Genomic DNA, 25949 nt, shown 5'->3' with positions numbered 1-25949 from the left:
TCCGCGAGGAGCTTCCGTGCGCCGCAATCACAAACCCTCTCCCACGCGATGTGTCTCCATCGCCCTGCTGGCGGCGGCAACCGCCCTCGCGGGCTGTGAGCGGGGCTCGTCGGGCGGCCCAGCGGTCTCCACCACCGGCCCGAGCGGCTGCCCCGCCGTCCAGGGACGGGCCCAGGCCGCCGTCACCCGGGCGGAGCGGACCGACGTCCCCTGGAACGGGCCCACCAGCGGCCCCGCGGCGGTGCCCGGCAAGACCGTCGTCTATGTCGCGCAGACCATGACCAACCCCGGAGTCGCGGGCGTCGCGAAGGGCCTTCGGGAGGCCGCGAGCGTCATCGGCTGGAAGGTCCGGGTGATCGACGGCGAGGGCACCCCCGCCGGCATCCAGGCGGCACTGAGCGAGGCCGTGGCCCTCAGGCCGTCGGGCATCGTCATCGGCGGTTTCGACCCCGACTCGACCTCGCAGCAGGTGGCGCGGGCCACCGCGGCGGGCATCCCGCTCATCGGCTGGCACGCGGTCACCTCCCCCGGGCCCAGCGTGCGACCCAAGCTCTTCACCAACGTCACCACCGACGTCGACGACGTCGCCGCGATCAGCGCGCAGTGGGTCATCGCCCGGTCCCGGGGCAACGCCGGGGTCGTCCTCTTCACCGACGCCTCGATCCCGTTCGCCCACCACAAGTCCGAGCTGATCAGAAAGGGGCTGGCCGCCTGTGCGGGCGTGCGGCTGCTGTCGTACGAGAACATCCCGATCCCGGACACCAGCAGCCGTACCCCCAGGGAGGTCTCCACCCTCCTCGCCCGCTTCGGGAGCCGGTGGAGCTACTCCGTCGCGATCAACGACCTTTACTTCGCCGACGCCGCCCCCGCCTTCCGCGCGGCCGGGGAGAGGGGCGCAGGCCCGCCCTTCAACATCGGCGCCGGTGACGGCGACCCGTCCGCCTTCCAGCGCATCAACGGCGAGCAGTACCAGGCGGCCACCGTCCCCGAGCCGCTGTCGTCGCAGGGCTGGCAGATCGCCGACGAGTTCAACCGCGCCTTCTCGGGCCGTCCGGCCAGCGGTTACGTCGCGCCGGTCCATGTCTCCACGGCGGCCAACAGCGAAGGGGCCTCGGCCTGGGACCCGTCGGGCTACCGGGAGGCCTACCGGAAGATCTGGGGCAGATGACTTCGAAAAGGCAGGACGACAGGAGATGAACCTGCGGCCCCCTGGCCTCCGGTCGCCGAGTCGGTGAGCGGCGTGCGACGGTGAATCGGCGTGCCCGAGCCGGTCAGCGGGGCGCCCGTCCCGCCTCGCCGGATCGCGACGATCTCCGCCGCGATGGACAGCGCCGTCTCCTCGGGCGTACGGGCGCCGAGGTCGAGGCCGATGGGCGACCGGAGTCGGGCCAACTCCGCCTCGCCCAGGCCGACTTCACGCAGCCTTCGCTCCCGGTCGGCGTGTGTACGGCGGGAGCCCATCGCGCCGACGTAGGCGACCGGCATCCGTAGGGCCGCCTCCAGCAGGGGTACGTCGAACTTGGCGTCGTGGGTCAGCACGCACAGGACCGTGCGCGCGTCGGTCTCCGTACTCCGGAGGTAGCGGTCCGGCCAGTCGACCACGACCTCGTCCGCATCGGGGAAACGGGCCCGGGTGGCGAAGACGGGGCGGGCGTCGCACACGGTCACGTGGTAGCCGAGGAGCTTTCCGGCGCGCACCAGTGCGGCGGCGAAGTCGATCGCACCGAAGACGATCATGCGGGGTGGGGGGACACGGGTCTCGATGAACAGGGTGAGGCCGCCGGGGCAGTGGGAGCCGTCCTCGGACATCTCGACGGTGCGGGTGCCTCCGGCGGTCAGCGTGGCCAGGGCCTCGGCGGTGATGTGATCAACGGGGAAGGTCGTGGGTAGGGTTCGGGCCGGGTGTGGCTGGTCGCGCCCACGCGGCGGAGCCGCAGATGTCACGGCCCCGCGCCCCTGTGTGGGTGGGTGTACAGGTGTGCCGACAAGTTCGGCCGGTCCACGGACCACCCTGGCCAGTGCTGTCGGCTCCTCCTTCGCCGCGGCCGACAACGCCGACACGTACACGTCCCTGTCGACTCCGTCCCGTGTCACCGGAGCGACCAGGATCTCGATCACCCCGCCGCATGTCAGGCCCACCGCGAAAGCGTCCTCGTCGCTGTAGCCGAAGGTTTCGAGGACCGGCTCGCCGTTCTCGAGGGCCTGCATGCACAGGTCGTACACGGCCCCCTCGACGCAGCCGCCGGAGACCGAGCCGATGACCGTACCGGCGCTGTCGACCGCGAGGGCGGCGCCGGGAGGGCGCGGCGCGCTGCCGCCGACGGACACCACCGTGGCGACGGCGAAGTCGCGGCCCTCCTGCGCCCACTCGCTCAACTCGGCGGCGAGGTCAAGCATCTCGGCCTGCCCGCAGGACGCGGTCGGGGCGGATGGGCAGGCTGCGATGGCGTACGCCGGTCGCATGCCAGACCGCGTTGCCGATGGCCGCCGCGGCGCCCACGATGCCGATCTCGCCGATGCCCTTGATGACGACGGGGTCGTCCTCGTCCGGGTCCTCGGCCAGCCAGTCCGCCTCGATGTGCGGGACGTCGGCGTTGGCCGCGAAGTGGTAGCCCGCGAGGTCGGCGCCGATGTGGGCGCCCGAGGCCCGGTCCCGGACCGCCTCCTCGTGCAGGGCCATGGAGATGCCCCAGATCATGCCGCCGACGAACTGGTTGCGGGCGGTCAGCGGGTTGACGATCCGGCCCGCCGCGAAGATGCCGAGCATCCGGCGGACCCGCACCTCGCCGGTCGCGACGTCGACGGCGACCTCGGCGAAGTGGGCGCCGTAGGAGTGCCGTTCCTTCTGCGGCAGTGCCGCGATGGCCGCCGCGGTGTCCGAGCGGACGGTGATGCCCTCCGCAGGGATGCCGCCGCCCAGGGCGAGTCGCTCGCGCAGTTCCTCCGCCGCCGCGGTGACCGCCCAGGCCCAGGAGCTGGTGCCCATCGAGCCGCCCGCGATCATCGCAGGACCGAAGTCGCTGTCTCCGATCAGGACACGGACGTGGTCCGGCGTCACCTCCAGCGCGTCGGCTGCGATCAGGGTGAGGGCCGTACGTGCGCCGGTGCCGATGTCCGCCGCGGAGATGCGGACGGTGAAGCCGCCGTCGGCCTCGGCGGTCACCGCGGCCGTGGACGGAACGGCTCCCGCGTGGAACGTGGCCGCCGCCGTTCCGGTGCCGAGCAGCCAGCGGCCGTCGCGGCGCAGGCCGGGACGCGGATCGCGGTCGGCCCAGCCGAACCTTCGGGCGCCCTCCCGGAAGCAGGCGATCAGACCGCGGCCGGCGAACGGCAGCCCGGATACGGGCCCGGTCTCGGGCTCGTTGCGGACGCGCAGCTCGATCGGGTCGACGCCGCACTTCTCGGCCAGTTCGTCGAGCGCCGACTCCAGCGCGAACGACCCCGGTGCCTCACCCGGCGCGCGCATCCAGGTCGGGGTCGGCACGTCGAGCCGTACGATCCGGTGGGCCGTGTGGTGGGCCGGCGCGTCGTACAGCACCCGGGCCGGCGTGGCGGCGGGCTCCAGGAACTCGTGCACCGTCGAGGAGAGGTTCAGCGACCGGTGCTCCAGGGCGCGCAGCCGTCCGTCGGGGTCGGCGCCGAGCCTGACGCGCTGTGCCGTGGGGCTGCGGTAGCCGACCAGGGAGAACATCTGACGGCGGGTCAGCACGACGCGTACGGGGCGCTGGAGGAGGGTCGTGGCCATGACGGCGGCCACCTGGTGGGCGCGCACGCCCTTGGAGCCGAAGCCCCCGCCGATGTGTTCGGAGCGCACGCGCACGGAGGCCGGGTCGAGGGAGAACAGGTTCGCGAGTTCGCCCTTCACCCAGATGGCGCCCTGGTTGGAGTCGACGACCTCCAGGCGGCCGCCGTCCCAGTGGGCGGTCGCCGCGTGGGGCTCCATCGGGTTGTGGTGTTCCTCGGGCGTGCTGTACTCGGCGTCCACGACGACGGCGGACCGGGCGAGTTCGGCCTCCAGGTCGCCCTTCGCGGTCACGGCCGCGGCGTGCGGCGCGCCCGCCGCGGTGTACGCGTCCGGGCGTCCGTCGGCGAACGCGATGTCGTGCTGCTCCAGGTCGTAGTGCACCACGAGCGCCTCCGCGGCCTCCCTGGCCTGCTCGGAGGTCTCGGCGACGACCAGCGCCACGGGCCAGCCCGCGTGCGGCACCCGGTCGTGCTGGAAGAGCGCGATGGACGGGTCGGGCTTGTTCCCCAGGAGCCCGTCGTAGTCGGTGTCGAGGTGCGGGGCGTTCCCGTGGTGCAGGACGGTGAGGACACCGGGCATGGCCAGGACGGCGTCGGTCTCCATCGCGCGGATGCGGCCGCGGGCGACCGTGGACAACACCAGCCAGCCGTGGGCGAGTTCGGCGAAGGGGATCTCTCCCGCGTAGCGGGCGGCGCCGGTGACCTTGTCGCGTCCCTCCACGCGGGTGTGCGCGGTGCCGACGGAGCCCGTCAGGGGGGTGACGGTGGTCATCGGGCGGCCTCCTCGGCGAGTTCGGTCAGCACGGCCACCACGAGGTTGCGCATGAGGGTCACCTTGTATCCGTTGTGCGGCAGGGGCCGGGCCGCGGCCAGTTCGGCGTCCGCGGCGGCGGCGAAGGTGCGGGCATCGGCCGGTGCGCCCGTGAGCACCCGCTCGGCCTCCCGGGCCCGCCAGGGCCGCGACGCGACCGCTCCGAGGGCGAGCCGCACCTCCCGTACGATTCCTGCCTCGACGTCCAGCGCGGCGGCGACGGACCCGATCGCGAACGCGTACGAGGCCCGCTCCCGCACCTTCCGGTAGCGCGAGGTGGCGGCGACCGGTGCGGGCGGCAGGGTGACGCCGGTGATCAGCGCGCCCTGCGGCAGGGCGGTCTCCCGGTTCGGGGTGTCACCGACCGGCAGATAGAACTCGGCGAGCGGCAACTCCCCGGGCCCGTCGGCCGTTTGGTACGACACGACGGCGTCGAAGGCGGTGAGCGCCACGCCCATGTCCGACGGGTGTACGGCAACACAGTGGTCGGAGGCGCCGAGGATCGCGGCGTTGTGGTGCTCGCCGGCGATGGCGGGGCAACCGCTGCCGGGGTTGCGCTTGTTGCACGGCTGGGTCACGTCGGCGAAGTAGCCGCAGCGGGTGCGCTGGAGCAGATTCCCGCCGACCGTGGCCATGTTGCGCAGCTGCCCGGAGGCGCCGGCCAGCACCGCCTGCGTCAACGCCGGGTAGCGGCGGCGCACTTCGGGGTGGGCGGCGAGGTCGCTGTTGGTGACGGTGGCGCCGATCCGCAGGCCGCCGTCGGGCGTCGACTCGATGCGGTCCAGCGGCAGTTCGCGTATGTCGACGAGGCGGGCGGGCCGCTCGACGCCGGTCTTCATCAGGTCGACGAGGTTGGTGCCGCCGCCGAGGAACCTCGCGTCCGGATCGGCGTCCAGCAACCCGACCGCGCCGGAGACGTCGTGCACCCGCTGATAGCCGAATTCCCTCATGCCGCCGCCTCCGTGGCCTTCGTCCCGGCAGCGGCCGCCTGGGCGACCGCCTGGACGATCGACACATACGCACCGCAGCGGCACAGGTTGCCGCTCATCCGCTCACGGATCTCCTCGGCGGTCAACGGCGGCGGTCCCGCCTCGGGCCGTACGTCGCCGGTGACGGCGCTCGGCCAGCCGGCCGCGTGCTCCTCGATCACCGCGACGGCCGAACAGATCTGGCCAGGTGTGCAGTAACCGCACTGGTAGCCGTCGAGGTCGAGGAAGGCCTGCTGCACAGGGTGCAGCCGTTCGCCGTCGGCCAGGCCTTCGACGGTGGTGATCTCCCGCCCCTCGACGGCCACCGCCAGTTGCAGACAGGAAACGGTGCGGCGGCCGTCGACCAGAACCGTGCAGGCGCCGCACTGCCCCTGGTCACAGCCCTTCTTGGTGCCGGTGAGAGCAAGCCGCTCACGCAGGGCGTCGAGCAGGGTGGTGCGGTGGTCGACGGAAAGGGAGTGTTTCTCGCCGTTGATGTTCAGGGTGATGGCACTGTGCGTCGACGGGGTGGCTGGGTCCATGATCAGCCTTCTTTCACAGATGCGGAACGCGCCGAGAAGGCGGTCCGCACGCAGGCGTAAGGGAAATGCGGGTGGTTGGGAGGCAAAAAGGCAGCTCAGTACATGGCTGGATCGGGTCGGCCATGGCTATGATGGATCCAACCGGACAGCTGTCCGCTACCAGGAAACGTACCGGACAGCCGTCCGCTTAGCAAGGCCGGGCCCCTCCGCGAGCCCGCGAGGAGGGTCCGAGTGCCGGAGAAGAAGGACGCACCGCTGCGCTCCGACGCGCAGCGCAACCGCGAGCGCATCCTGGAAGTGGCACTGGCCGAACTGACCCGCTGCGCCGACACCCCGCTCAGCGCGATCGCCAAGAAGGCGGGCGTCGGCCAGGGCACCTTCTACCGCAACTTCCCCAACCGCGAGGCGCTCGTCCTGGAGATCTACCGCCATGAGATGCAGCAGGTCGCCGACTGGGCGGTCCACCTGCTCGAGACGCGGGAACCGGACCGGGCCCTTCGCGAGTGGATGGACCGGCTCGCCCGGTTCGCCATGGCCAAGGCCGGCCTGGCCGACGCGATCCGCCAGGCCACGCGCGCGCCCGGCGCGGCGGCGAAGCCCGAGCACACCCCGGTGTCCGCCGCGTCCGACCTCCTGCTCCGCGCCGCGGAGAAGGCCGGCACCATCCGCCCCGGTGTCACCGCGGACGACTTCTTCCTCGCCATCAACGGCCTGTTCACGATCGACCCGCTTGGCGACTGGGAAGCGCGAGCCGCCCGCCTCTTCGACCTGGTCATGGACGGACTGCGGGTGGGAGCGCCCGGGCCGAAGGCCGACTAACGGGACACGAGCCCCTCTCGACGCGGCGGCATGGGAAGTCCCCGGCACGGGAGTTCCACACTTCGGTCAGCTGCGATCGCAGGTGCGAAGCGGCTCCGAATCCGGCCCGCGACCACACTGCGGCCACCAGCCCTCCGGGAACGCGACAAGGCCGCCCTCCCTCAAACGGGAGAACGGCCTCCGACCTGCCACAAAGCTGGTCGGGACGACAGGATTTGAACCTGCGACCCCTTGACCCCCAGTCAAGTGCGCTACCAAGCTGCGCCACGTCCCGCTGCGGAGTCACGCGGTGAGTGCCGCGTGATCACGCAGGTCAACACTACCGCACGCGTGCCGGTGCCGCTGCCGCCCGTTCCGTGACCGGTGCGGTGACGCGCTGTACGCGGCGGACCGGGACGAGGAGCGCGGCCCCGGCGGCGGTCAGGCAGAACAGGGTGAGCAGGGCCCACGCGTGGGTGTAGCCCGAGGCGTACGGCAGCCCGGAGGGCTGGAGCCGGCCGGTGACCAGGACGCTGGTGAGCGCGGCGCCGATGGAGCCGCCGATGGTGCGGACGTTGGCGTTCATACCGGTCGCGGCGCCGGTCTGCTCGGGCGGCACGCTGCCCACGACGAGGTTGGCCATCGAGGCGAAGGCCAGGCCGATGCCGAGACCGAACAGGCCGGAGACGACGGCGATCTGCCACTGCTCGGTGTGCCACAGGGTGAGCAGGCCGAGCGCGAGGGCGCCGAAGGCCGCACCGGCGGTGAGGAGCGCCTTGGCGCCCACCAGGGGCTCCAGCCGGCCGCTGAGGATGCCCGAGAGGAACATCGCGATCAGCATCGGAACCATCAGCAGCCCGGAGGCCGTGACGCTGGCGCCGAATCCGTATCCGGCGGCGGACGGTGTCTGGACGAAGCCGGGCAGGAAGGACCAGAGCGCGTACATGCCCGCGCCGAACAGCAGCGCGGCGGCGTTGGTGGTCCAGACGACGGGCAGCCGCATGACGCGCAGGTCGATCAGCGGGGTGCGGGAGCGGGCCTCGGCGAGCAGCCACACCGCGAACAGCACGACGGCCACGCCGAACAGACCGAGCACCTTGGCCGAGCCCCAGCCCCACTGCCCGGCCTGGCTCAGCGGCAGCAGCAGCGCCACCAGCCAGGCGGAGAGCAGCCCGGCACCGAGCCAACTGACGCTGCCCTCGGCCCTCTTGGGCGACTCGGGGACATAGCGTGCGGCGATGAGGACGGTCACGGCGACCACCGCGACCGGGATCCAGAACAGCCAGCGGTAGTCAAGAGCCGAGACGATGGGTCCCGCGGCCACGATGCCGACGCCGCCGCCGGCCGCGATCACCGCGGACAGGTTGCTGATGCTGCCGCTGACCTCGCCCGGGGCGAACTCGTCCCGGATGATGCCGAAGGAGAGCGGGAACAGGGCGCCGCCGACGCCCTGGACGACGCGGGCGACGATCAGGACGCCGATGTTCGGTGCGAGGGCGGCGAGCAGACAGCCGGCCAGGACGGCCAGGAGGACGGCGACGAGGGTGCGCTTCTTGCCGGTCAGGTCGCCGACCCGGCCGAGTATCGGGGTGAAGACGGAGGCGGACAGCAGATAGGCCGTCATCACCCAGGTCGCGTTGGACTGCGAGGTGTGCAGGGCGTGCTGGACGGTCGGCAGGGCCGGGGCGATCAGTGACTGGAGCATGGAGAACACGCCGGCACCGGTCGCGAGGACCGCGAAGGTGAGGCGGGTGGACTTCCGGGGCATGAAGGAGCCTCTCCGACATCGGAACGGAGGGAAATGTCTGTGAGCGTGCGCGAGTGCGGGCACAGAGCCGCGTCCGGCCATGGCCATACCGCTCCCCACTGCTAAAGTGGAGGTACCCCTCCACTCTAATGGAGGTAACCCTCCGTTTCAACCGAAGTCGAGGACCCCCTCCGGTTCATCCGTGTCCCACGGGAGGCAGCAATGACGGACAGCCCGTTCGCCGTCAGTGAGATCGTCGCGTCCCGGCGGCCGCACCGGAAGGACGCGGCCCGCAACTACGACGCACTGATCACGGCCGCCCGCGAGGCGTTCGCCGAGCGGGGTGCGGACGTCTCCCTGGAGGACGTCGCCCGCCGCGCCGGCGTGGGGATCGGCACCCTCTACCGGAACTTCCCCACCCGTCGCGAACTTTTCCAGAGCGTCTACGCGGACGAGGTCAACGCCCTGTGCCAGGCCGCCGTGGAACTGTCCGAGAGGCTGGAGCCGTGGGAGGCACTGGCGGCCTGGCTGAACCGCTTCGTGGGCTACGCGGCGACCAAGCGGGCGGTGCGTGAGGCCCTCGACGGCGAGTCGGAGATCTTCCAGACCTGCCGCGAGTCGATGTTCGCGGCCGGCGGCCCGCTGCTGGAGCGGGCGCAGAAGGCGGGTGCGGCCCGCACCGACATGGAGATCGGCGATCTGCTCCGGCTGGTCTCCGGGGTCACGGCGACGGCCTTCGAGGACGACGCTCAGCGCGACCGCGTCCTCGGGATCGCCCTGGACGGGGTGAGAGCGGGCCGCTAGGCCCTTATGTGCGCGGTGGGCCGCCTTCGTACGCCGCCCGCAGCACGCTCAGGGCCTCGTCGGCCGTGACCGGCCTCGGGTTGGCGTACGGCTGCCCCGCGACCTGTCCGGCTGCCACCGCCAAGTCGGCTTCTTGCAGACCGAGTTCGGCGAGGGAACGGGGTGCGCCGAGTCGGCCCGCCAGCTCCCGCAGGGCGGCCGGCGCATCGTCCGCCCCCAGCGCCCGGGCCACGGCGGCGGCCGCCTCCGGTACGGCGGGCGCGTTGAAGGCGAAGGCGTACGGCAGCACGACGGTGTGTGTCTCGGCGTGCGGGAGTCCGAAAGTCCCGCCGAGGACATGGCACAGCTTGTGATGCAGGCCCATGGTGGTGGCGCCCAGACAGGCCCCGCACAGCCAGGCGCCGTACAGGGCGCGAGCGCGGGCCGGTACCGAGTCGGGGGCGGCGGCGATCTCGGGCAGAGCGCTCGCCAGCGCCCGTACGCCCTCCTCGGCCATCAGCGCGACCAGCGGCGAGCCGTCCGGCGCGTACAGCGCCTCCACGGCGTGGGCGAGGGCGTTGATCCCGCTGGTCACCGAGAGCGGGACGGGCAGGGCGAGGGTGAGCTCGGGGTCGTAGACGACACTGCGCGGCAGGACGACGGGGTCGCGGCCGGTGCGTTTGACGCCGTGCTCGGTGAGGCCCCAGACCGGGGTCATCTCGGAGCCCGCGTAGGTCGAGGGCACGGCGATCAGCGGGAGGCCGGTGCGCAGGGCGATGGCCTTGCCGAGGCCGATGGCAGAGCCGCCGCCGACGGCCACACAGCCGTCGGCGCCCGCGGCCCGGGCCGCCGCGACGCCCCGGGCCGCGACTTCCACGGGCACATGCATCCGGGCCCCGGTGTGCAGGCCGGCGCAGGCGGGCCCGAGCGAGTCGGCGACGGCCCGCGCGGTCTCGGCACCCCGCTCTCCGCTGAGCACCAACAGCCGCCGCAGACCGAGGTGCCGGGCCTCCTCGGCGGGCGCGGTGAGCGCGGCGCCGCGCCGGAACACCACCCGCACGGGCCGGGTCTCGTACACGAAGTCCAGGGGGTTCACGAGCGCTCCAGTACGAGGTCGAACCGGGCGTGCCGGAAGGGGTTCGGCACGCCGAACTCCCCCGCCGCCGCCGGGTCGTCGGTCGGGGTGAAGTCCTTGACCAGGCTCTCCTTGACCGCGAACACCGCGTCGGAGTCCAGGTACGCACCGCCGGCGACGAAGATGTGCGTGGTGACCGGAGCGTGTCCCTCGGCCGAGACGATGAAGTGGATGTGGGCGGGGCGGTAGGGGTGCCGTCCGGTGGCCTTCAGCAGGGCGCCCACTGGGCCGTCGGTCGGGATCGGGTACGCGCTGGGCACGCAGGTCCGGAACCAGAAGCGGCCCTCGCCGTCGGCCGTAAACAGGCCCCGGCCGTTGCCGGGCGGCTGGACGTCGGGCCGCTGCACGTCGTAGAAGCCGTGCGGGTCGGCCTGCCAGACGTCCAGGACGGCGCCGGGCAGCGGGGTGCCGTCGGCGGACCGGACCACACCGCTGACCACGCAGGGTTCGCCGGTGCCGACCAGGTCGATGTCCGCGCCCAGCTCCCGGACCGGGGACTCGGTCATGTGGAAGGGGCCAAGGACCGTCGACTCGGTGCTGCCGGGGTCGCTGTGCCCGTTGATCGTCTCGACCAGCATCGACAGACCCAGCACATCGGAGAGCAGGATGAACTCCTGCCGCGTGTCCGTGCAGGTCTGCCCGGTCGCGGTGAGGAACGCGACCGCCGCCTCCCACTCGCGCTGGGTCAGCCGGGTCTCGCGCGCGAAGCCGTGCAGATGGCGGATCAGCGCGGCGAGCAGCTCGCGCAGCCGGGGGTCGTCGGTGCCCCGCAGACTGTCGACGGCCTCGGTGGTGACCGCGTCTTCGGTTGTCATGCCGGCTCCTTGCGCGGAGGAACAGTGACCTTGAGTGAGCGTAAACCCGTTTACCGTTCAATGAACCGGATCCGCTTTCGGATCTACTTGATGAGCGCGTTGGCCACCACCACGATCACCCCGAGCAAGGCGTCGAGCATGCCGATGAGCACGGCCGCGGGCCAACTCCGCGCCGACCAGCGGGCAGTGACGAGGCCCAGACCGAACAGGATCAGGATGTTCAGGACGAACGCCGGGTACTCCACGCCCTTGGGCGGCCACCAGCCCCAGCCGGCGCCCGCGAGCAGGAAGACCGTGGGCAGGACGGCCGTGACCAGCGGCCACTCGTCGGCCAGGGTGCGCAGCGCGTCCCAGCGCTGGTGCGGGGCCCGCTCGGCGATGTAGTGGGCGTAGCCGTGGGCCAGCGCGGAGGCGCAGGCGGTGACCAGGACCCAGAGGGCGTCGTAGCGGCGGCTGGCGGCGGAGGGGTGGCCGTACTGGGTGAGCGCGGCGACCATCGAGGAGGCCAGCACTGAGCCGTAGACCCCGCCGAACAGGATGGCCTCGCGGGTGTCGTTCGTATGCGGCTCCGCCACCGCCGCCGTGGAGTCGGCCATGTTCTCCACGATCACCCCGGCGCGCCGCTCCCGCCAGTCCGGGCAACCCGACGAAGTGTCCTCCCACCAGGCCCGATGCCCCACACACTGTCCACGCCCAGGGGGCCGGTGGGCTCGCTAGGGTCGCCGTATGACGACGCACAGCTTCGCCCTGCACATCCCCGACGCCGAACTCGAACCCGACCCGCTGGATCCGGCGCAGATCGTATCCGGCACGCCCGAGGTCACCGGGAAGGTGGTCTGGGAGTCGGCCGACGGCAGGCAGGTCAGGGGGATCTGGCAGATCACCCCGGGCGTGGTCACCGACACCGAGGCGGACGAGCTGTTCGTGGTGGTCAGTGGCTCGGCGACGATCGAGGTCGAGGGCGGGGCGACCTTCACGGTGGGCCCCGGGGACATGGCCGTACTGCGCGAGGGCGACCGTACGACGTGGACGGTGCACGAGACGCTGCGCAAGGCGTACGCGATCAATCTGTGAGCGCGCTCAGCGGGTCGTGGAGGCGGGCATGTTGTAGGGCGTGACCACCTGGATCGCCGACGGCAGGGTCGGGCCCGCCGGGGGCAGGGCGCCCTGGGCGCGCATCACCAGATGGCAGGCCTCGCGCATGTCCTGCCGCAGGTCGTGGTGGAGGACGGCGGACAGGCGGTGCTCGCGCAGCAGGTGGGTGTTGTCGTGGTCGAGGTCGTGGGCGATGAACACGGCGCACTCCCGGCCCAGTTCGGCGAAGGCGCGCAGGGTCGCGTTGTTGCCGCCGCCGATCGAGTAGACCGCGCGGATCTCCGGGTCGTGTTCCAGAGCGGCGCGGACCAGGTCGTACTGGGTGGCGTCCAGCCCCTGCCCCTCCGCGATCTCCACCAGGGTCCGCTCGGGATGGGCGGCCCGCATGACACTGCGGAAGCCCATCTCACGCTCCTCCTCGTTGCGGAAGAAGCCGCTGCTGAGGCTGGTGAGGACATTGCCGGGCCGGTCGCCGAGCCACTGGCCCATGAGATAGGCGGCGGTGGCGCCGGCCGCCCGGTTGTCGCTGCCGACATAGGCGAGCCGGCCGCTGGCGGGCAGGTCGGTGACCAGGGTGACGACCGGTATCCCCGCCGCCCCGAGGCGCCCCACGGCGGCGATGATCTCGGGGACGTCCGGCGCCTTGAGGATCACACCCTGCGAGCCCCGGCGGGCGATCCGGTCGAGCGTCCTCACCAGCTCCGCCACCGGACCGGTCTCCCGGAAGTGGAACCGCGAGCGCACCACCGCCGGGTGCAGCGAGGGCAGCTCGGCCTCCAGCGCGCCGCGCACGGCCGTGGTGAACCGCTCGGGCGCCTGCATCACGATGTCGACCATGAAGGTACGGCCCACCAGCCGGACCTGGGTGCGCTGCCGGTCCAGATCGGCGATGGCCTGCCGCACCTCCCGCACGGTGCTCTCCCGCACGCCTCCCCTGCCGTTCAGCACCCGGTCCACGGTGGCCTCGCTGAGCCCTGCCTGACGTGCGATTTCCCGGATCGGGAAGGGATGACCCACGGCCTGGCTCCTTGAGGGGTTTTTGATGGCTCGCTGCTGGTTGTTCGAGGGGTTTGTACTGACAAGAATGACAGAGCGCCACCGCTCCCACGGCCCTGTCCGAGGCCGTGACCGTGGCCGTGACCGAAAGAAGGACACCGATGTCCCTCGCCGCCGAACAGGGCCGCGCCTGGCTCTCGCAGCAGGACTGCGACCTCGACACCTTCCGCGCGCTGGTCGAGCGGACCACCGACCCGGCCGCCTACCCGTACGCCTCGGCCGTCGAGGGCAACGTCCTCGTCTACGACAGCGAGCGGCTGCGCACCGCCGACGCGCCCCACGAGGTGCGGACCGAACTCGTGCGCGCCCTCACCGACGGCCCCGGTGTCGTCGTCTTCAAGGGCGCGTTCCCCGACCCGAGGATCCTCGACCGGGCCACCGCGGTGTTCGACGCGCTGATCTCGGAGCAGAAGGAGTCGGGCGCGCAGGCCGGCGACCACTTCGCGAAGCCGGGGGCCAACGAACGGGTGTGGAACGCGCTGGAGAAGGCGGCGCTCTACGACCCGGAGGTGTTCGCCGACTACTACGCCAACGACATCCTGGCCCTGGTCTCCCGGGCCTGGCTGGGCCCCGGCTACCAGGTCACCTCGCAGGTCAACGTGGTCAACCCGGGCGGCGTGGCACAGACCGCGCACCGCGACTACCACCTCGGTTTCCTCTCCGACGAGCAGGCCGAGGCCTACCCGGCGCACGTACACCGCCTCTCCCCGGTGCTCACCCTCCAGGGCGCGGTCGCGCACTGCGACATGCCGGTGGAGTCCGGGCCGACGATGTACCTGCCGTACTCGCAGACGTACGAGCCGGGCTATCTGGCCTGGCGGCGGCCGGAGTTCCAGGACTACTTCAAGGCCCACCACGTGCAGCTGCCCCTGGCCAAGGGCGACGCGGCGTTCTTCAACCCGGCGGTGTTCCACGGGGCCGGCACCAACCGGAGCGTCGACGTACGGCGGATGGCCAACCTGCTCCAGGTGTCCTCGGCCTTCGGACGGGCCATGGAGACGGTGGACCGGGAGGCGGTGACCAACGCGGTCTACCCGGTGCTGCGCCGGCGCCAGACCGAGGGGGCCGCCGAGGCCTGGCTGGAGCACGTCATCGCCGCGAGCGCCGAGGGCTACCCGTTCCCGACCAACCTCGACAGCGATCCGCCGGTCGACGGCATGGCCCCGCCCTCGCAGGCGGACCTGGTGCGGCGGGCGCTGCGCGAGGACTGGGCGACGCGGGTACTGCGGGACGAGCTGCGGGCCGCCGCGGCCCGGCGCGAGAGCTGAAAGGCCAAGGATTCCATGGGACTTCTCGACGACAAGATCGTCCTCGTCAACGGCGGCAGCCAGGGCGTCGGCGCGGCCATCGCGCGGGCCGCGGTGCGTGAGGGCGCCACGGTCGCCGTCACCGGCCGCCGCCCCGGGCCCGGCGAGGCCCTGGTGGCCGAACTCGCCGCCGCCGGCGGCAAGGCACTGTACGTACGGGCCGACCTCGCGGACGCCGAACAGGCCAAGGCCTCGGTGGGTGAGGTGATCGAGGCGTACGGGCGGATCGACTGCCTGGTCAACTCGGCGGGACTCACCTCCCGGGGCACCCTGCTGGACACCACGCCCGAGCTGTTCGACCAGCACATCGCGATCAACCTCAAGGGGCCGTTCTTCGCGATGCAGGCGGCGGTCGCCGACATGGTCGCGCGCAAGGCGCCCGGCACGGTCGTCAACATCATCACGTCGTCCGCGCACGGCGGGCAGCCGTTTCTCGCGCCGTACGTCGCCGCGAAGGCCGGCCTGATCGGGCTGACCCGCAACGCGGCGCACGCCCACCGCTGGGACCGGGTGCGGATCAACGGCCTGAACATCGGCTGGACGGCGACGGAGGGCGAGGACGCGACGCAGCGGGCGTTCCACGGGGCGGAGGACGGCTGGCTGGAGGACGCCGCGTCCAGGCTGCCGATGGGAAAGCTGGGCCAGCCGGACGAGATCGCGGACTTCGTGGTGCTGCTGCTGTCGGAGCGGTCGGGGGTGGTGACCGGGTCGGTGATCGACTGGGACCAGAACGTGCTGGGTGGGCTCGACTAAGGGGTTGCCGCCCCCGGGCCGCGGGTCGTCTGCGGCTGCGTTGTGGCTGATCGCGCAGTTCCCCGCGCCCCTGAGGGGCGCATACACACCAAGGAGTAAGACGCCCATGCGTATGGGAATTCTCGGGCTCGGTCGTATCGGTGCCTTTCATGCCGAGACCCTCTCGGGGCTCGACGCGGTCGAGTCGCTCGTTCTTGCCGATCCCTTCGCGGACGCCGCCAAGGCAGCCGCGGAGAAGTTCGGCGGCGAGGTGGCGGACTCGCCCGAGGCCGTGCTCGCCGCGGGCATCGACGGCGTGGTGATCGCCGCCGCCACTGACGCCCACCCGACCCTGATCCTCGCTGCCGTCGAGGCCGGCATCCCCGTTTTCTGCGAGAAGCCCGTCGCCAAGCACATGAGTGACGGTGTCGAGGTACTCAAGGCCGTCCAGGGCAAGGACGTACCGATCCAGATCGGCTACAACCGCCGTTTCGACGCCGGGTTCGTCGCCGCGCGTGCCGCCGTCCAGGCCGGGGAGCTGGGCAAGTTGCACACCGTCCGCTCCACCACCCTGGACCCGGCCCCGCCGCCCGCCGCCTACGTCGCGGTGTCCGGTGGCATCTTCCGGGACTGTTCGGTGCACGACTTCGACATCATCCGCTGGGTGACCGGCCGTGAGGTCACCGAGGTGTACGCGGTCGGCGGCAACCGAGGTGCCGACTACATCAAGGAGGCCGGCGACGCGGACACCACCGGCGCGATCCTCACCCTGGACGACGGGACCATCGCGGTGGTCTCCAACTCCCGTCACAACGCACGGGGTCACGACGTCCGTATGGAGCTGCACGGGTTCCAGGACTCGATCGCCGTCGGCCTGGAGGACAGGCTCCCGCTGCGTTCGGTCGAGCCCGGCGTGAGCTTCCCGGCGGGTACGCCGCACGACTTCTTCATGGACCGCTTCGCCGCCGCCTACCGCGCCGAACTCACCGCGTTCACCGAGGTCGTGGCCGGCCACCGCCCCTCGCCCTGCACGGTCGAGGACGCCCTGGAGGCCGGCTGGATCGCGGAGGCCTGCACGCTGTCCCTGCACGAGCACCGTCCGGTGACGATCGCGGAGGTGCGCGGCGCCTGACACCGGGCACGGCGGCGGGGCGGGCGGAGGGACCGGAGCGCGGTCCCGGGCCGCCCCTTCGTCGTTTCCCCTGACTGCGAGCCGGAGGAGTACGTCCTCCGGGTCGATGTCCTTGCTTGAACGTGCCGTCCGCCGCGCCGACGTCGAGCGGGGTACCGGTGCGTGCACGGAAGACCTCGGCGAGCGCGGGCGGCGGGTGCCGACGCGTCGGCTGCCGGACTTCGCGGTGCGTCTCGCGGCCCGCTTCCGGGGCCCCGCGCCACGGGAGATCACCCCGGCACTGGGCCGGCGCAACCGGCACAGCACCGAGAAGGCGGCGCGGCTGCTGGGCCGGCAGCCGCGCCCGGCCCGGCAGAAGGTGCGGGACCGCGCCGAGAACCTGCCTGCCCGCGGCGCGGTGGAACTCCCGCCGGCTCAGAGTCCGTAGCGGACCGCGAACTCGTCCGGGTCGTAGGCGTCCCGGTCCGGGTCATGCTGGATCGCCGGCCTGGTCTCGACCATGTCCTCCGGGCGGATCCACTCCGGCAACACCCCGAAACGGTGCTGCCGCAACACCGCGGCAGCACCGTCGACGACCGGCTCAGCGTGCTCTTCGTGTGTCATCCTCGCCCCCATGGCCCGTTCCTCCGCCGCGGCGACGCTCCGCCACGACGGTGGAGTTGGCTTTCGTCCCGTCGTCCGGAAGAACGTCCGGGTTCCGGCGGGTGTTCCCGGGCTCAGGCGCCGCAGGACCGCAGGAACTTCCGGGTGCGCACCGCGATGGGCAGCGGCTTGTCCGGCTCGCAGGGGTACATGTCCTGCTCGACGATGGCGAACAGATCGACGCCCAGCCGCTGCGCCGCCTCCATCACCGGGCCCAGCTCCGGTACCCCGGTGGGCGGTTCGCACATCACGCCCTGCGCCACGGCCGGGCCGAACGGGGTGCCCTTGGCCTGGACGTCGGCCAGGATCGCCGGGTCCACCTGCTTGAGGTGGAGGTAGCCGATCCGCTCGCCGTAGGTCTCGATCAGCTTGACGCTGTCGCCGCCGCAGTAGGCGTAGTGGCCGGTGTCCAGGCAGAGGTTGACCAGGTCCGTGTCGGTCGAGTCGAGGAAGCGCTCCACGTGCTCCTCGGTGTCGATGTGGGTGTCGGCGTGCGGATGGACGACGATGTCCAGGCCGTACGTCTCCCTCACCTCGTGGCCGAGCCGTTCCATGCCCTTGGTGAGGTGGGCCCACTGCTCGCCGGTCAGCTCGTGCGGCTCCAGGATCTCGGCGGTCTTGTCGTCCCGCCAGAAGGACGGGATGACCACCAGGTGCTTCGCGTCCATCGCCTGGGTGAGCGCGGCGACCTGGCTGACGTGCTCCCAGGTGGACTCCCAGACGGCGGGGCCGCGGTGCAGACCGGTGAAGACCGTGCCGGCCGAGACCTTCAGGTTCCGCCGGCCGATCTCGTCGGTGAGGCGGGCCGGGTCGGTGGGGAGGTAGCCGTACGGGCCGAGTTCGATCCAGGAGTACCCGGCCTCGGCGACCTCGTCGAGGAAACGTTCCCAGGGGACCTGCCGGGGGTCGTCCGGGAACCAGACGCCCCAGGAGTCGGGGGCCGAGCCGACGCGGATGCGGTCGAGGGCGTTCGCCATGGGTCAGGACTTTCCTTCCGGACCGGTCGCCGCGGGGGCGGTGAGGTCCTCCTCTTCCGGGAGTTCCTCGGTGTCGACTCCGCGGACCTGGGACAGTTCGTGCTTGAGGGCGGCGAGTTCGGCGCCGCCGGCCATGTGGTTGGTGAGTTCTTCGAGGGTGATCTCGCTGCGTTCGGCGGAGAGTTCGAGGGTCCCGAGGCGCAGGACGCTGAAGTGGTCGCCGACCATGTAGGCGTGGTGGGGGTTGTGGGTGATGAAGATGACGCCGAGGCCGCGGTCGCGGGCGGCGGCGATGTACTTGAGGACCACACCGGACTGCTTGACGCCGAGGGCGGCGGTGGGCTCGTCGAGGATCAGCACCCGGGCGCCGAAGTAGACGGCGCGGGCGATGGCCACGCACTGGCGCTGGCCGCCGGAGAGGGTGCCGATGGGCTGGTCGAGGTCGTCCAGGATGATGCCCATGTTGCGCAGTTCGCGGTCGGCGGTCTCCTTCATCCTGGCGATGTCGAGACGCCGTACCGGCCAGGGACCCTTGGTCATCTCGGAGCCGAGGAAGAAGTTCCGCCACACCGGCATCAGGGGGACGGTGGCGAGGTCCTGGTAGACGGTGGCGATGCCCTTGTCGAGGGCCTCGCGCGGGGTGGTGAAACGCACCGGCTCGCCGTCGACGAGGAAGTCGCCCTCGGTGTGCTGGTGCAGCCCCGAGATGATCTTGATGAGGGTGGACTTGCCTGCGCCGTTGTCGCCGAGGACGCAGGTGACCTGGTCGGGGAAGACCTTGAGGTCGACGCCGTGCAGGGCGCGGATGTTGCCGTAGGACTTGCCCGAGCCGCGCAGTTCGACGATCGGGGCGCCCTCGGCGGGTGCCGTGTCCTGGAGGATGGCGCCGTGGGTTCCGGTTCCGTTGTCTGTCATCGGGTCACCTCCTGGTCGCGGTGCGCTGGACCCACAGGTTGATCAGGACGGCGCCGAGCAGCATGACGCCGAGGAAGGCCTTGAACCAGTCGGGGTTCCAGCCGGCGTAGACGATGCCCTGCTGCACCATGCCGAACATGAAGGCGCCGAAGACCGGGCCGATCGCCGAGCCCGCACCGCCCGTCAGGAGGCAACCGCCGATGACCGCGGCGGAGATGTAGATCAGCTCCTGGCCGACGCCCTCGCCGGACTGCACGGTGTTGAACGAGAACAGCTGGTGCATCCCGACGAACCAGGCGCCGAAGCCGACCAGCATGAACAGCGAGATCTTGGTGAAGGTCACGGGGACGCCGACCGCGCGGGCGCTCTCCTTGTTGCCGCCCACCGCGAAGATCCAGTTGCCGTACTTGGTACGCAGCAGCACCCAGGTGGCGATCGCCGCGAAGACCAGCCACCACACGATGGTGATTTTCACTTCGACGCCGCCGATGTGGAAGGAGGAGGCGAAGATGCTCCTGACCTGGTCGAAGCCGTCCATGTTGCTGATGTCGTCGGTGGCGACGTTGCCGGTGACCAGCTTCGTGACCGCGAGGTTGACGCCTTGGAGGATCAGGAAGGTGCCCAGGGTGACCAGGAAGCTGGGCAGCCCCGTCCTGACCACCATCCAGCCGTTGAAGGCGCCGATGGCGAGCGACACGATGAGCGCGACGATCACGCCCGCCCACACGTTCAGCGTCAGCTGGTAGCTCAGCATGCTCGCGGTCAGCGCCGAGGTGACCACCGCGACACCGGCGGAGAGGTCGAACTCGCCGCCGATCATCAGCAGGGCCACCGGCAGGGCCATGATCCCGATGGTGGACGACTGGTACAGGATGTTCGCCATCGAGCCGGCTTCCCGCACCGGCGGCGCCGCGATCAGGAAGAAGACGTACACCGCGACGGCGCCGAGGAACACGCCCACGTCCGGACGGGCGAGCACCCGCAGCGCCAGGGGGCGTCGTGCGGTACGGCCGTCCATCTCCTGCGGGCCGGGGGCCGGCGGCGGTGTGGCCACCGCCGGCTGTACCTGGTGGCTCATACCGATCACCGAGTGCCCTTCGCGGCGAACTGGGCGACCTTGTCGACGTTGGACTTGTCCACGAAGGCCGGCCCGGTCAGCACCGGCTGCTCACCGCCGCCCATGTAGTTGCCGTTGTTCTTGTAGAGCCACAGCGAGTCGACCGCCAGGTAGCCCTGCAGATAGGGCTGCTGGTCCACGGCGAACTCGATGGTCCCCTTGCTGATGGCGCCGGTCAGGTCCTTGTTGAGGTCGAAGGTCGCGATCTGCGCCTTGCTGCCCGCGTCGGACAGCGACTGCACGGCGATCAGCGCGATGGGGGCGCCGAGCGTGACCACATGGTCGACGGAGCTGTCCGTCTTGAGCTTGGCGGTGATCGTCGACCTGACCGCCGTCGGGTCCGTGCCGTTGACGTACAGGGTCTCCGTCGTCCCCGAGAACGTCTTCTTCACCCCGTCGCATCGCTGGGTGAGGCCGACGTTGCCCTGCTCCTGGATGACACAGACGACCTTCTTGGCGCCTTCCGTGTTCAGCCGGTTGCCGAGCGCCTCGCCCGCCACCGTCTCGTCCTGGCCGAAGAACTCCAGCAGGCCGAGCTTCTTCCAGTCGCTCACACCGGAGTTGATCCCGACGACCGGGATCTTCGCGGCGGTCGCCTTGCCTATGACGGTCTTGAGGGCGTCCGGCTTGGCGAGGGTGACGGCGATCCCGTCGACCTTCTGGTCGATCGCGTTCTGCACCAGGTTGGCCTGGTTGCCGGCGTTCGGGTCGGCCGAGTAGACGAGTTTGACGTTGTCCTTGGCCGCGGCCGCCTCGGCGCCCTTGCGGACGATGTCCCAGAAGGTGTCGCCCGGCGACTGGTGGGTGACCAGCGCGACCGTCATGCGGGGGGTGCTCGCCTTGCCGGCGGCGGCGGACCCGCCGCCCTCCTCCGACTTCTTTCCTCCGGAGCTGCTGGAGCAGCCGGCGAGGGTCAGGACGGCCGCCGCGGCCACGGCCACGAAGGGGGCCAGTCTCCGCGGACGGATACGGGATGAGCGGTCCATCTTGCCTGCACCTCACTGTGCGACGGGAGAGGAAGGGGATCCGTGAGGATCCCGCCCGGCCCGGAAAGTGCTGGTCCGGGTCGGCGCTGTGCGTTGGGACGGGATACAAGCCCCTGCGCGGCCCGCTGTCAATACTTTGTTAAGACATCATTTCACACGCAGGTCCGAATGTAAGTACAAACCATTGACAGCTCCACCTGCCCCGATCTACACCTGAGAGGCATCCCGCCCCACCCTGGGAGCCTCGCGATCCCTACCCGCTCCCGCCTGGCGTACCCCTGTACACCACCCCGTCCCGAATGAGGTCCCCATGAGCCAGCCGACCACCCGCCTGACCGTCGCCCAGGCGCTGGTGCGGTTCCTCTCCGCCCAGTACACCGAGCGCGACGGCGTCCGGCACCGGCTGATCGCCGGCACCTGGGGCATCTTCGGCCACGGCAACGTGGCCGGGATCGGCCAGGCGCTGCTGGAGTACGGCGACGTCATGCCGTACCACCAGGGCCGCAACGAGCAGGCGATGGTGCACGCGGCCGTCGGTCACGCCCGCCAGCTGGACCGGCTCTCCGCGCAGGCGGTGACCACGTCCATCGGCCCGGGCGCCACCAACCTGGTGACCGGCGCCGCCCTCGCCACCATCAACCGGCTGCCGGTGCTGCTGCTCCCCGGCGACTACTTCGCGAGCCACGCGCCCGACCCGCTGCTGCAACAACTGGAGCACCCGGTCGAGTTCGACGTCTCCGTCAACGACACGCTGCGCCCGGTCTCCCGCTACTTCGACCGGATCACCCGCCCCGAGGCCCTGATCCCGTCCGCGCTGAACGCCATGCGGGTGCTCGCCGACCCGGCCGAGACCGGCGCGGTCACCCTCGCCCTTCCGCAGGACGTCCAGGCGGAGGCGTACGACTGGCCCGAGGAGTTCTTCGCCGAGCGCGTCTGGCGGGTCCGCCGGCCGGCCCCGGACCCGGTCGAGCTGGCGGACGCCGTGACCGCCGTACGGGCCGCTCGGCGCCCCCTGATCGTGGCGGGCGGCGGCATCCACCACAGCCGCGCCGAGGACGCCCTGAGGGCCCTTGTGGAGGCCACCGGCATCCCCGTCGCCTCCACCCAGGCCGGCAAGGGCTCGCTGCGCCACGACCACCCGGCCGACCTGGGCGGTATCGGCCACACCGGGACCGCCGTCGCCGACGACCTGGCCCGCACCGCGGACCTGGTCATCGGCGTCGGCACCCGGTACACGGACTTCACGACGGCCTCCGGCACCCTCTTCCAGAACCCGGACGTCCGCTTCCTCAACCTGAACATCACCGGCTTCGACGCCCACAAGCTGGCCGCCCGCACCCTCGTCTGCGACGCGCTGGCGGGCCTTGGCGCCCTCACCCATGCCCTCGCCGGGCATCGCGTGGCCGCGGCCTACGAGGCGGAGTACCGGGCCGGCAAGGAGCGTTGGGAGGCCGTCGTCGAGGCCGCCTACCGCGCGGACGACGAGGACGCCGTGCCGACCCAGACGCAGGTGCTCGGCGCCCTGGACGCCGCCGTCGGGGATGACGACGTTGTCATCAACGCGGCCGGCTCGCTCCCGGGCGACCTGCACAAGCTCTGGCGGGCCCGCTCGCCGCGCCAATACCACCTGGAGTACGGCTACTCCTGCATGGGCTACGAGATCCCGGCCGGCATCGGCGTCCAGCAGGCCGCCCCGGACAGGGTCGTCTGGTCGCTGGTCGGCGACGGCACCTATCTGATGAATCCGACCGAGATCGTCACCGCCGTCCAGGAGGGCCTGCCCGTCAACGTGGTCCTGATCCAGAACCACGGGTACGCCTCCATCGGCGGCCTCTCCGAGTCGGTCGGCGGCGAGCGGTTCGGCACCGCCTACCGCTACCGCCTGGCCGACCGCACCTTCGGCGGCGCCCCGCTCCCGGTCGACCTCGCCGCCAACGCGGCCAGCCTCGGCATGGAGGTGCTGCGCGCCAAGACGGTGCGGGAGCTGCGCGAGGCCCTCGCGGCGGCCCGGGCGAGCGACCGGCCGACGTGCGTGTACGTCGAGACGGACCCGGCGCCCACCGCTCCCCCGGCCGAGGCCTGGTGGGACGTGCCCGTCGCCGAGACCGCCGCCCGCGAGGCCGCCGTACGGGCCCGCGAGGACTACGACCGGCAGCGCGCCGAGCGCCGTCGGCACCTGTGACCCCACGAACCCCGGAAGGAGGTGTCCCGGTGGCCCGAACCGGTGATTCCGCCCGCACCGCGACCGTCTCGGCACTCGACTCCCTGGACTTCGCGCTGGACCGCGGCAGTCCGGTGCCGCTGTACTACCAGCTCGCCCAGCAGCTGGAGGGAGCCATAGAGCACGGCGCCCTCGCCCCGGGGAACCTCCTGGGCAACGAGGTCGACCTCTCGGTGCGGCTGGGCCTGTCCCGGCCCACGGTCCGGCAGGCGATCCAGTCCCTCGTCGACAAGGGGCTGTTGGTGCGCCGCCGGGGCGTGGGCACCCAGGTGGTGCACAGCCAGGTGAAGCGGCCGCTGGAGCTGAGCAGCCTCTACGACGACCTGGAGTCGGCCGGGCAGGGCCCGACCACCCGGGTGCTGCGCAACGAGCGGATCCCGGCGACCGGCGAGGTGGCCGCCGCGCTCGGCATCGCGGAGGGCGCGGAGGTGGTCGTCCTGGAGCGGCTGCGCTGTACGCACGGCCAGCCGGTGGCGTTCCTCTGCAACTACCTGCCCGCCACCCTGCTCGAACTGGCCACGGAACGCCTGGAGTCGACCGGCCTGTACCGGATGATGCGCACGGCGGGCATCACCCTGCACAGCGCTCACCAGACGGTGGGCGCCCGCAGCGCGACCGCAGAGGAGGCCGCCCGCCTCGACGAGAAGGAGGGCGCCGCCCTGCTCACCATGCGGCGCACGGCCTACGACGACACCGGGCGGCCGGTGGAGTACGGCAGCCACGTCTACCGGGCCTCCCGGTACGCCTTCGACTTCCAGCTGCTCGTACGGCCGTAGGACAGGCGTGGAACGCTGTGCGGCGGTACGGCCGCGGCCGGTTTAACCGCTGGTCCTGCCACGGGAAACCAACATGCCCGCACACGAGCCCCCACGGAGTTCGCCCCCTGGGGGCTCCGTCGTACGGCTCCGTTCAACAAACCGGCAGGCGACCATGTCGATTACGTTTCGGGCAAGAGACGGGTGAGAGAGCCGCAGGCTATTGACGCATGACGGGACAAGCGGCTGTTATTGCGCCCACGATGTTCGGCCGAGTTGGTTTCTGATCGGTTTCGGGACCTTTCGAAGATCAACTCTTCCCCTTGCCGAACCCTGTTCCTCAGGAGCCGCCATGCGCATCTCCCCGTCCGGTCTTCACGTGCCGGGTCCGAGCCGCCGTAACGTCCTGCGCGGTGCCGGTTCGGCCGCCCTCCTCGCCGGTGCCGGCATACCCCTGCTGTCCGCCTGCGGCGGCAGCGGGTCCTCCTCCGACCCGAAGACGGTCACCCTTGGCTCCAACGGCTCGGACGCCGTGCCGAAGAAGGCCTACGCGGAGATGTACGCGACCTTCAAGAAGCAGTCGGGCATCACGGTCAATGTCAACACGAAGGATCACAACACCTTCCAGGAGCAGATCAACTCCTACCTCCAGGGCACGCCGGACGACGTGTTCAACTGGTTCGCCGGGTACCGGATGCAGTTCTTCGCGAAGAAGGGCCTCGCCACCCCGCTCGACGAGGTCTGGGACAAGATCGGCGACAACTTCCCCGACGCCATGAAGAAGCTCAGCAAGGGGGAGGACGGCAAGTACTACTTCGTGCCGCTGGACACCTACCCCTGGGCGATCTTCTACCGCAAGAGCGTCTTCCAGCAGCACGGCTACAAGGTCCCCACCACCTGGGACGACTTCGTGGCGCTGTGCAAGCAGATGAAGAAGGACGGCCTGGTCCCGATCGCGTTCGGCGACAAGGACGCCTGGCCGGCGATGGGCACCTTCGACCAGCTCAACTTCCGCATCAACGGCTACGACTTCCACGTCGACCTGATGGGTGGCAAGGCCGCCTGGACCGACGCCAAGGTCAAGACCGTCTTCGACCACTGGTCCGAGATCCTCCCCTACCACCAGGACGGCTTCATGGGCCGCACCTGGCAGGACGCCGCGCAGTCCCTGGTCTCCAAGAAGGCCGGCATGTATCTCCTGGGCTCGTTCGTGGCCCAGCAGTTCACCAACAAGGCCGACCTGGACGACCTCGACTTCTTCGCCTTCCCGGAGATCAACTCCGCGTACGGCCAGGACACCGTCGAGGCGCCCACCGACGGCTACATGGTCAGCAAGGCCCCAAAGAACAAGACCGGCGCCTTCAAGCTGATGGAGTACCTCGGCACCCCCGCGGCGGAGCAGATCTACCTCAAGGCCGACTCCAGTGTGGTCGCCGCCTCCTCCAAGGCGGACACTTCGTCGTACTCCGCCCTGCAGAAGAAGGCGTACGACATGATCAGCAGCGCCAAGAGCCTCACCCAGTTCATGGACCGCGACTCCCGGCCGGACTTCACCTCCACGGTGATGCAGCCCGCCCTGCAGAAGTTCCTGCAGAATCCGAAGGGCGTCGACAGTCTGCTCTCGTCGATCGAGCGCCAGAAGAAGACCATCTTCGCGTCCGAGTGAGCCTG

The 25949-nt window shown here is 71.1% G+C and carries 25 protein-coding genes and 1 tRNA gene; 11 read left to right on the top strand and 15 right to left on the bottom strand.

Going from position 1 to position 25949, the window contains the following annotated elements; all coding sequences use genetic code 11:
- Positions 1 to 67: 67 nt before the first annotated feature.
- Entirely contained in the window at positions 68 to 1168 is a 1101-nt protein-coding gene (locus ACZ7OO_RS35725) for a substrate-binding domain-containing protein (protein ID WP_471511489.1), read from the top strand.
- On the opposite strand, the gene ACZ7OO_RS35720 is transcribed toward ACZ7OO_RS35725, so the two are convergent.
- From ACZ7OO_RS35720 to ACZ7OO_RS35705, 4 genes are read right to left on the bottom strand one after another with little or no spacing between them, the layout of a single operon-like run.
- Positions 1144 to 2397, bottom strand: coding sequence for an XdhC family protein (locus tag ACZ7OO_RS35720; protein WP_471511396.1), 1254 nt, complete (start codon positions 2395 to 2397; stop codon positions 1144 to 1146). The genes ACZ7OO_RS35725 and ACZ7OO_RS35720 overlap by 25 nt on opposite strands.
- The gene (locus tag ACZ7OO_RS35715; RefSeq protein ID WP_471511394.1) at positions 2390 to 4516 is read right to left on the bottom strand and encodes a xanthine dehydrogenase family protein molybdopterin-binding subunit; all 2127 of its coding nucleotides are present in this window, start codon (positions 4514 to 4516) and stop codon (positions 2390 to 2392) included. Before ACZ7OO_RS35715 ends, ACZ7OO_RS35720 begins: the two co-directional genes overlap by 8 nt.
- Positions 4513 to 5505, bottom strand: coding sequence for an FAD binding domain-containing protein (locus tag ACZ7OO_RS35710; RefSeq protein WP_471511392.1), 993 nt, complete (start codon positions 5503 to 5505; stop codon positions 4513 to 4515). Before ACZ7OO_RS35710 ends, ACZ7OO_RS35715 begins: the two co-directional genes overlap by 4 nt.
- On the bottom strand, positions 5502 to 6065 hold the full coding sequence (locus ACZ7OO_RS35705; RefSeq protein WP_471511390.1) for a (2Fe-2S)-binding protein: 564 nt from the start codon (positions 6063 to 6065) through the stop codon (positions 5502 to 5504). The genes ACZ7OO_RS35710 and ACZ7OO_RS35705 overlap by 4 nt, the downstream gene beginning before the upstream one ends.
- Positions 6066 to 6296: 231 nt before the next feature.
- On the opposite strand from ACZ7OO_RS35705, the gene ACZ7OO_RS35700 reads away from it, so the two are divergent.
- Positions 6297 to 6884, top strand: a complete 588-nt coding sequence (locus ACZ7OO_RS35700) for a TetR/AcrR family transcriptional regulator (RefSeq protein ID WP_471511388.1) — start codon at positions 6297 to 6299, stop codon at positions 6882 to 6884.
- 197 nt (positions 6885 to 7081) lie between these two features.
- Here the strand turns inward: ACZ7OO_RS35700 and ACZ7OO_RS35695 are convergent.
- Together ACZ7OO_RS35695 and ACZ7OO_RS35690 are read right to left on the bottom strand one after the other, a co-directional pair.
- Positions 7082 to 7158: transfer RNA gene (locus tag ACZ7OO_RS35695), tRNA-Pro, on the bottom strand.
- A 45-nt stretch (positions 7159 to 7203) separates the two neighbouring features.
- Complete coding sequence (locus tag ACZ7OO_RS35690; RefSeq protein ID WP_471511386.1) at positions 7204 to 8631, bottom strand: MFS transporter; 1428 nt, start codon at positions 8629 to 8631, stop codon at positions 7204 to 7206.
- A 201-nt stretch (positions 8632 to 8832) separates the two neighbouring features.
- Here ACZ7OO_RS35690 and ACZ7OO_RS35685 point away from each other — a divergent pair, with 201 nt between their 5' ends.
- On the top strand, positions 8833 to 9414 hold the full coding sequence (locus ACZ7OO_RS35685; RefSeq protein ID WP_471511384.1) for a TetR/AcrR family transcriptional regulator: 582 nt from the start codon (positions 8833 to 8835) through the stop codon (positions 9412 to 9414).
- 4 nt (positions 9415 to 9418) lie between these two features.
- On the opposite strand, the gene ACZ7OO_RS35680 is transcribed toward ACZ7OO_RS35685, so the two are convergent.
- The 3 genes from ACZ7OO_RS35680 to ACZ7OO_RS35670 form a co-directional block, all read right to left on the bottom strand.
- Positions 9419 to 10480: a maleylacetate reductase gene (locus ACZ7OO_RS35680; protein WP_471511487.1), complete on the bottom strand. Its 1062-nt coding sequence runs from the start codon at positions 10478 to 10480 to the stop codon at positions 9419 to 9421.
- Between the two features lie 5 nt (positions 10481 to 10485).
- Positions 10486 to 11343 (bottom strand): intradiol ring-cleavage dioxygenase, encoded by an 858-nt coding sequence (locus ACZ7OO_RS35675; protein ID WP_471511382.1) that lies wholly within the window; start codon positions 11341 to 11343, stop codon positions 10486 to 10488.
- Between the two features lie 83 nt (positions 11344 to 11426).
- Positions 11427 to 11939 carry a hypothetical protein gene (locus ACZ7OO_RS35670; RefSeq protein ID WP_471511485.1) on the bottom strand — a complete coding sequence of 171 codons (513 nt, stop codon included), beginning with the start codon at positions 11937 to 11939 and terminating at the stop codon, positions 11427 to 11429.
- Between the two features lie 130 nt (positions 11940 to 12069).
- Between ACZ7OO_RS35670 and ACZ7OO_RS35665 the strand changes: the two genes are divergently transcribed.
- The gene (locus tag ACZ7OO_RS35665; protein ID WP_352221176.1) at positions 12070 to 12417 is read left to right on the top strand and encodes a cupin domain-containing protein; all 348 of its coding nucleotides are present in this window, start codon (positions 12070 to 12072) and stop codon (positions 12415 to 12417) included.
- A gap of 6 nt (positions 12418 to 12423) precedes the next feature.
- Here ACZ7OO_RS35665 and ACZ7OO_RS35660 read toward each other — a convergent pair whose 3' ends face one another.
- Positions 12424 to 13455, bottom strand: a complete 1032-nt coding sequence (locus ACZ7OO_RS35660; protein ID WP_471511379.1) for a LacI family DNA-binding transcriptional regulator — start codon at positions 13453 to 13455, stop codon at positions 12424 to 12426.
- A gap of 140 nt (positions 13456 to 13595) precedes the next feature.
- Between ACZ7OO_RS35660 and ACZ7OO_RS35655 the strand changes: the two genes are divergently transcribed.
- The 4 genes from ACZ7OO_RS35655 (at position 13596) to ACZ7OO_RS35640 (ending at position 17092) form a co-directional block, all read left to right on the top strand.
- Positions 13596 to 14762 (top strand): phytanoyl-CoA dioxygenase family protein, encoded by a 1167-nt coding sequence (locus ACZ7OO_RS35655; protein WP_471511377.1) that lies wholly within the window; start codon positions 13596 to 13598, stop codon positions 14760 to 14762.
- Between the two features lie 15 nt (positions 14763 to 14777).
- The gene (locus ACZ7OO_RS35650; RefSeq protein ID WP_471511375.1) at positions 14778 to 15554 is read left to right on the top strand and encodes an SDR family oxidoreductase; all 777 of its coding nucleotides are present in this window, start codon (positions 14778 to 14780) and stop codon (positions 15552 to 15554) included.
- 106 nt (positions 15555 to 15660) lie between these two features.
- Positions 15661 to 16665, top strand: a complete 1005-nt coding sequence (locus tag ACZ7OO_RS35645) for a Gfo/Idh/MocA family protein (protein WP_471511373.1) — start codon at positions 15661 to 15663, stop codon at positions 16663 to 16665.
- A 106-nt stretch (positions 16666 to 16771) separates the two neighbouring features.
- On the top strand, positions 16772 to 17092 hold the full coding sequence (locus ACZ7OO_RS35640; protein ID WP_471511371.1) for a hypothetical protein: 321 nt from the start codon (positions 16772 to 16774) through the stop codon (positions 17090 to 17092).
- Here the strand turns inward: ACZ7OO_RS35640 and ACZ7OO_RS35635 are convergent.
- From ACZ7OO_RS35635 to ACZ7OO_RS35615, 5 genes are all read right to left on the bottom strand, one after another.
- Positions 17080 to 17268, bottom strand: a complete 189-nt coding sequence (locus tag ACZ7OO_RS35635; protein WP_471511369.1) for a hypothetical protein — start codon at positions 17266 to 17268, stop codon at positions 17080 to 17082. The two genes, ACZ7OO_RS35640 and ACZ7OO_RS35635, sit on opposite strands and share 13 nt — an antisense overlap.
- Before the next feature lie 113 nt (positions 17269 to 17381).
- Positions 17382 to 18284, bottom strand: coding sequence for a sugar phosphate isomerase/epimerase family protein (locus ACZ7OO_RS35630; protein ID WP_471511367.1), 903 nt, complete (start codon positions 18282 to 18284; stop codon positions 17382 to 17384).
- A 3-nt stretch (positions 18285 to 18287) separates the two neighbouring features.
- Positions 18288 to 19199 carry an ATP-binding cassette domain-containing protein gene (locus ACZ7OO_RS35625; RefSeq protein ID WP_471511365.1) on the bottom strand — a complete coding sequence of 304 codons (912 nt, stop codon included), beginning with the start codon at positions 19197 to 19199 and terminating at the stop codon, positions 18288 to 18290.
- A 4-nt stretch (positions 19200 to 19203) separates the two neighbouring features.
- Positions 19204 to 20277, bottom strand: coding sequence for an ABC transporter permease (locus tag ACZ7OO_RS35620; RefSeq protein ID WP_471511363.1), 1074 nt, complete (start codon positions 20275 to 20277; stop codon positions 19204 to 19206).
- 5 nt (positions 20278 to 20282) lie between these two features.
- Complete coding sequence (locus ACZ7OO_RS35615; protein ID WP_471511361.1) at positions 20283 to 21302, bottom strand: sugar ABC transporter substrate-binding protein; 1020 nt, start codon at positions 21300 to 21302, stop codon at positions 20283 to 20285.
- A gap of 310 nt (positions 21303 to 21612) precedes the next feature.
- On the opposite strand from ACZ7OO_RS35615, the gene iolD reads away from it, so the two are divergent.
- The 3 genes from iolD to ACZ7OO_RS35600 all read left to right on the top strand — a co-directional run bounded on the left by iolD (position 21613) and on the right by ACZ7OO_RS35600 (position 25944).
- Positions 21613 to 23484, top strand: coding sequence for a 3D-(3,5/4)-trihydroxycyclohexane-1,2-dione acylhydrolase (decyclizing) (gene iolD / locus ACZ7OO_RS35610; protein ID WP_471511359.1), 1872 nt, complete (start codon positions 21613 to 21615; stop codon positions 23482 to 23484).
- A gap of 29 nt (positions 23485 to 23513) precedes the next feature.
- Positions 23514 to 24299: a GntR family transcriptional regulator gene (locus ACZ7OO_RS35605; protein ID WP_471511357.1), complete on the top strand. Its 786-nt coding sequence runs from the start codon at positions 23514 to 23516 to the stop codon at positions 24297 to 24299.
- 331 nt (positions 24300 to 24630) lie between these two features.
- Positions 24631 to 25944, top strand: coding sequence for an ABC transporter substrate-binding protein (locus ACZ7OO_RS35600; RefSeq protein WP_471511355.1), 1314 nt, complete (start codon positions 24631 to 24633; stop codon positions 25942 to 25944).
- The last annotated feature ends 5 nt before the right edge of the window (positions 25945 to 25949 follow it).

This window comes from Streptomyces sp. NPDC111744 (genome assembly GCF_055634995.1).
This window is presented reverse-complemented; position numbering and strand designations above follow the sequence as displayed.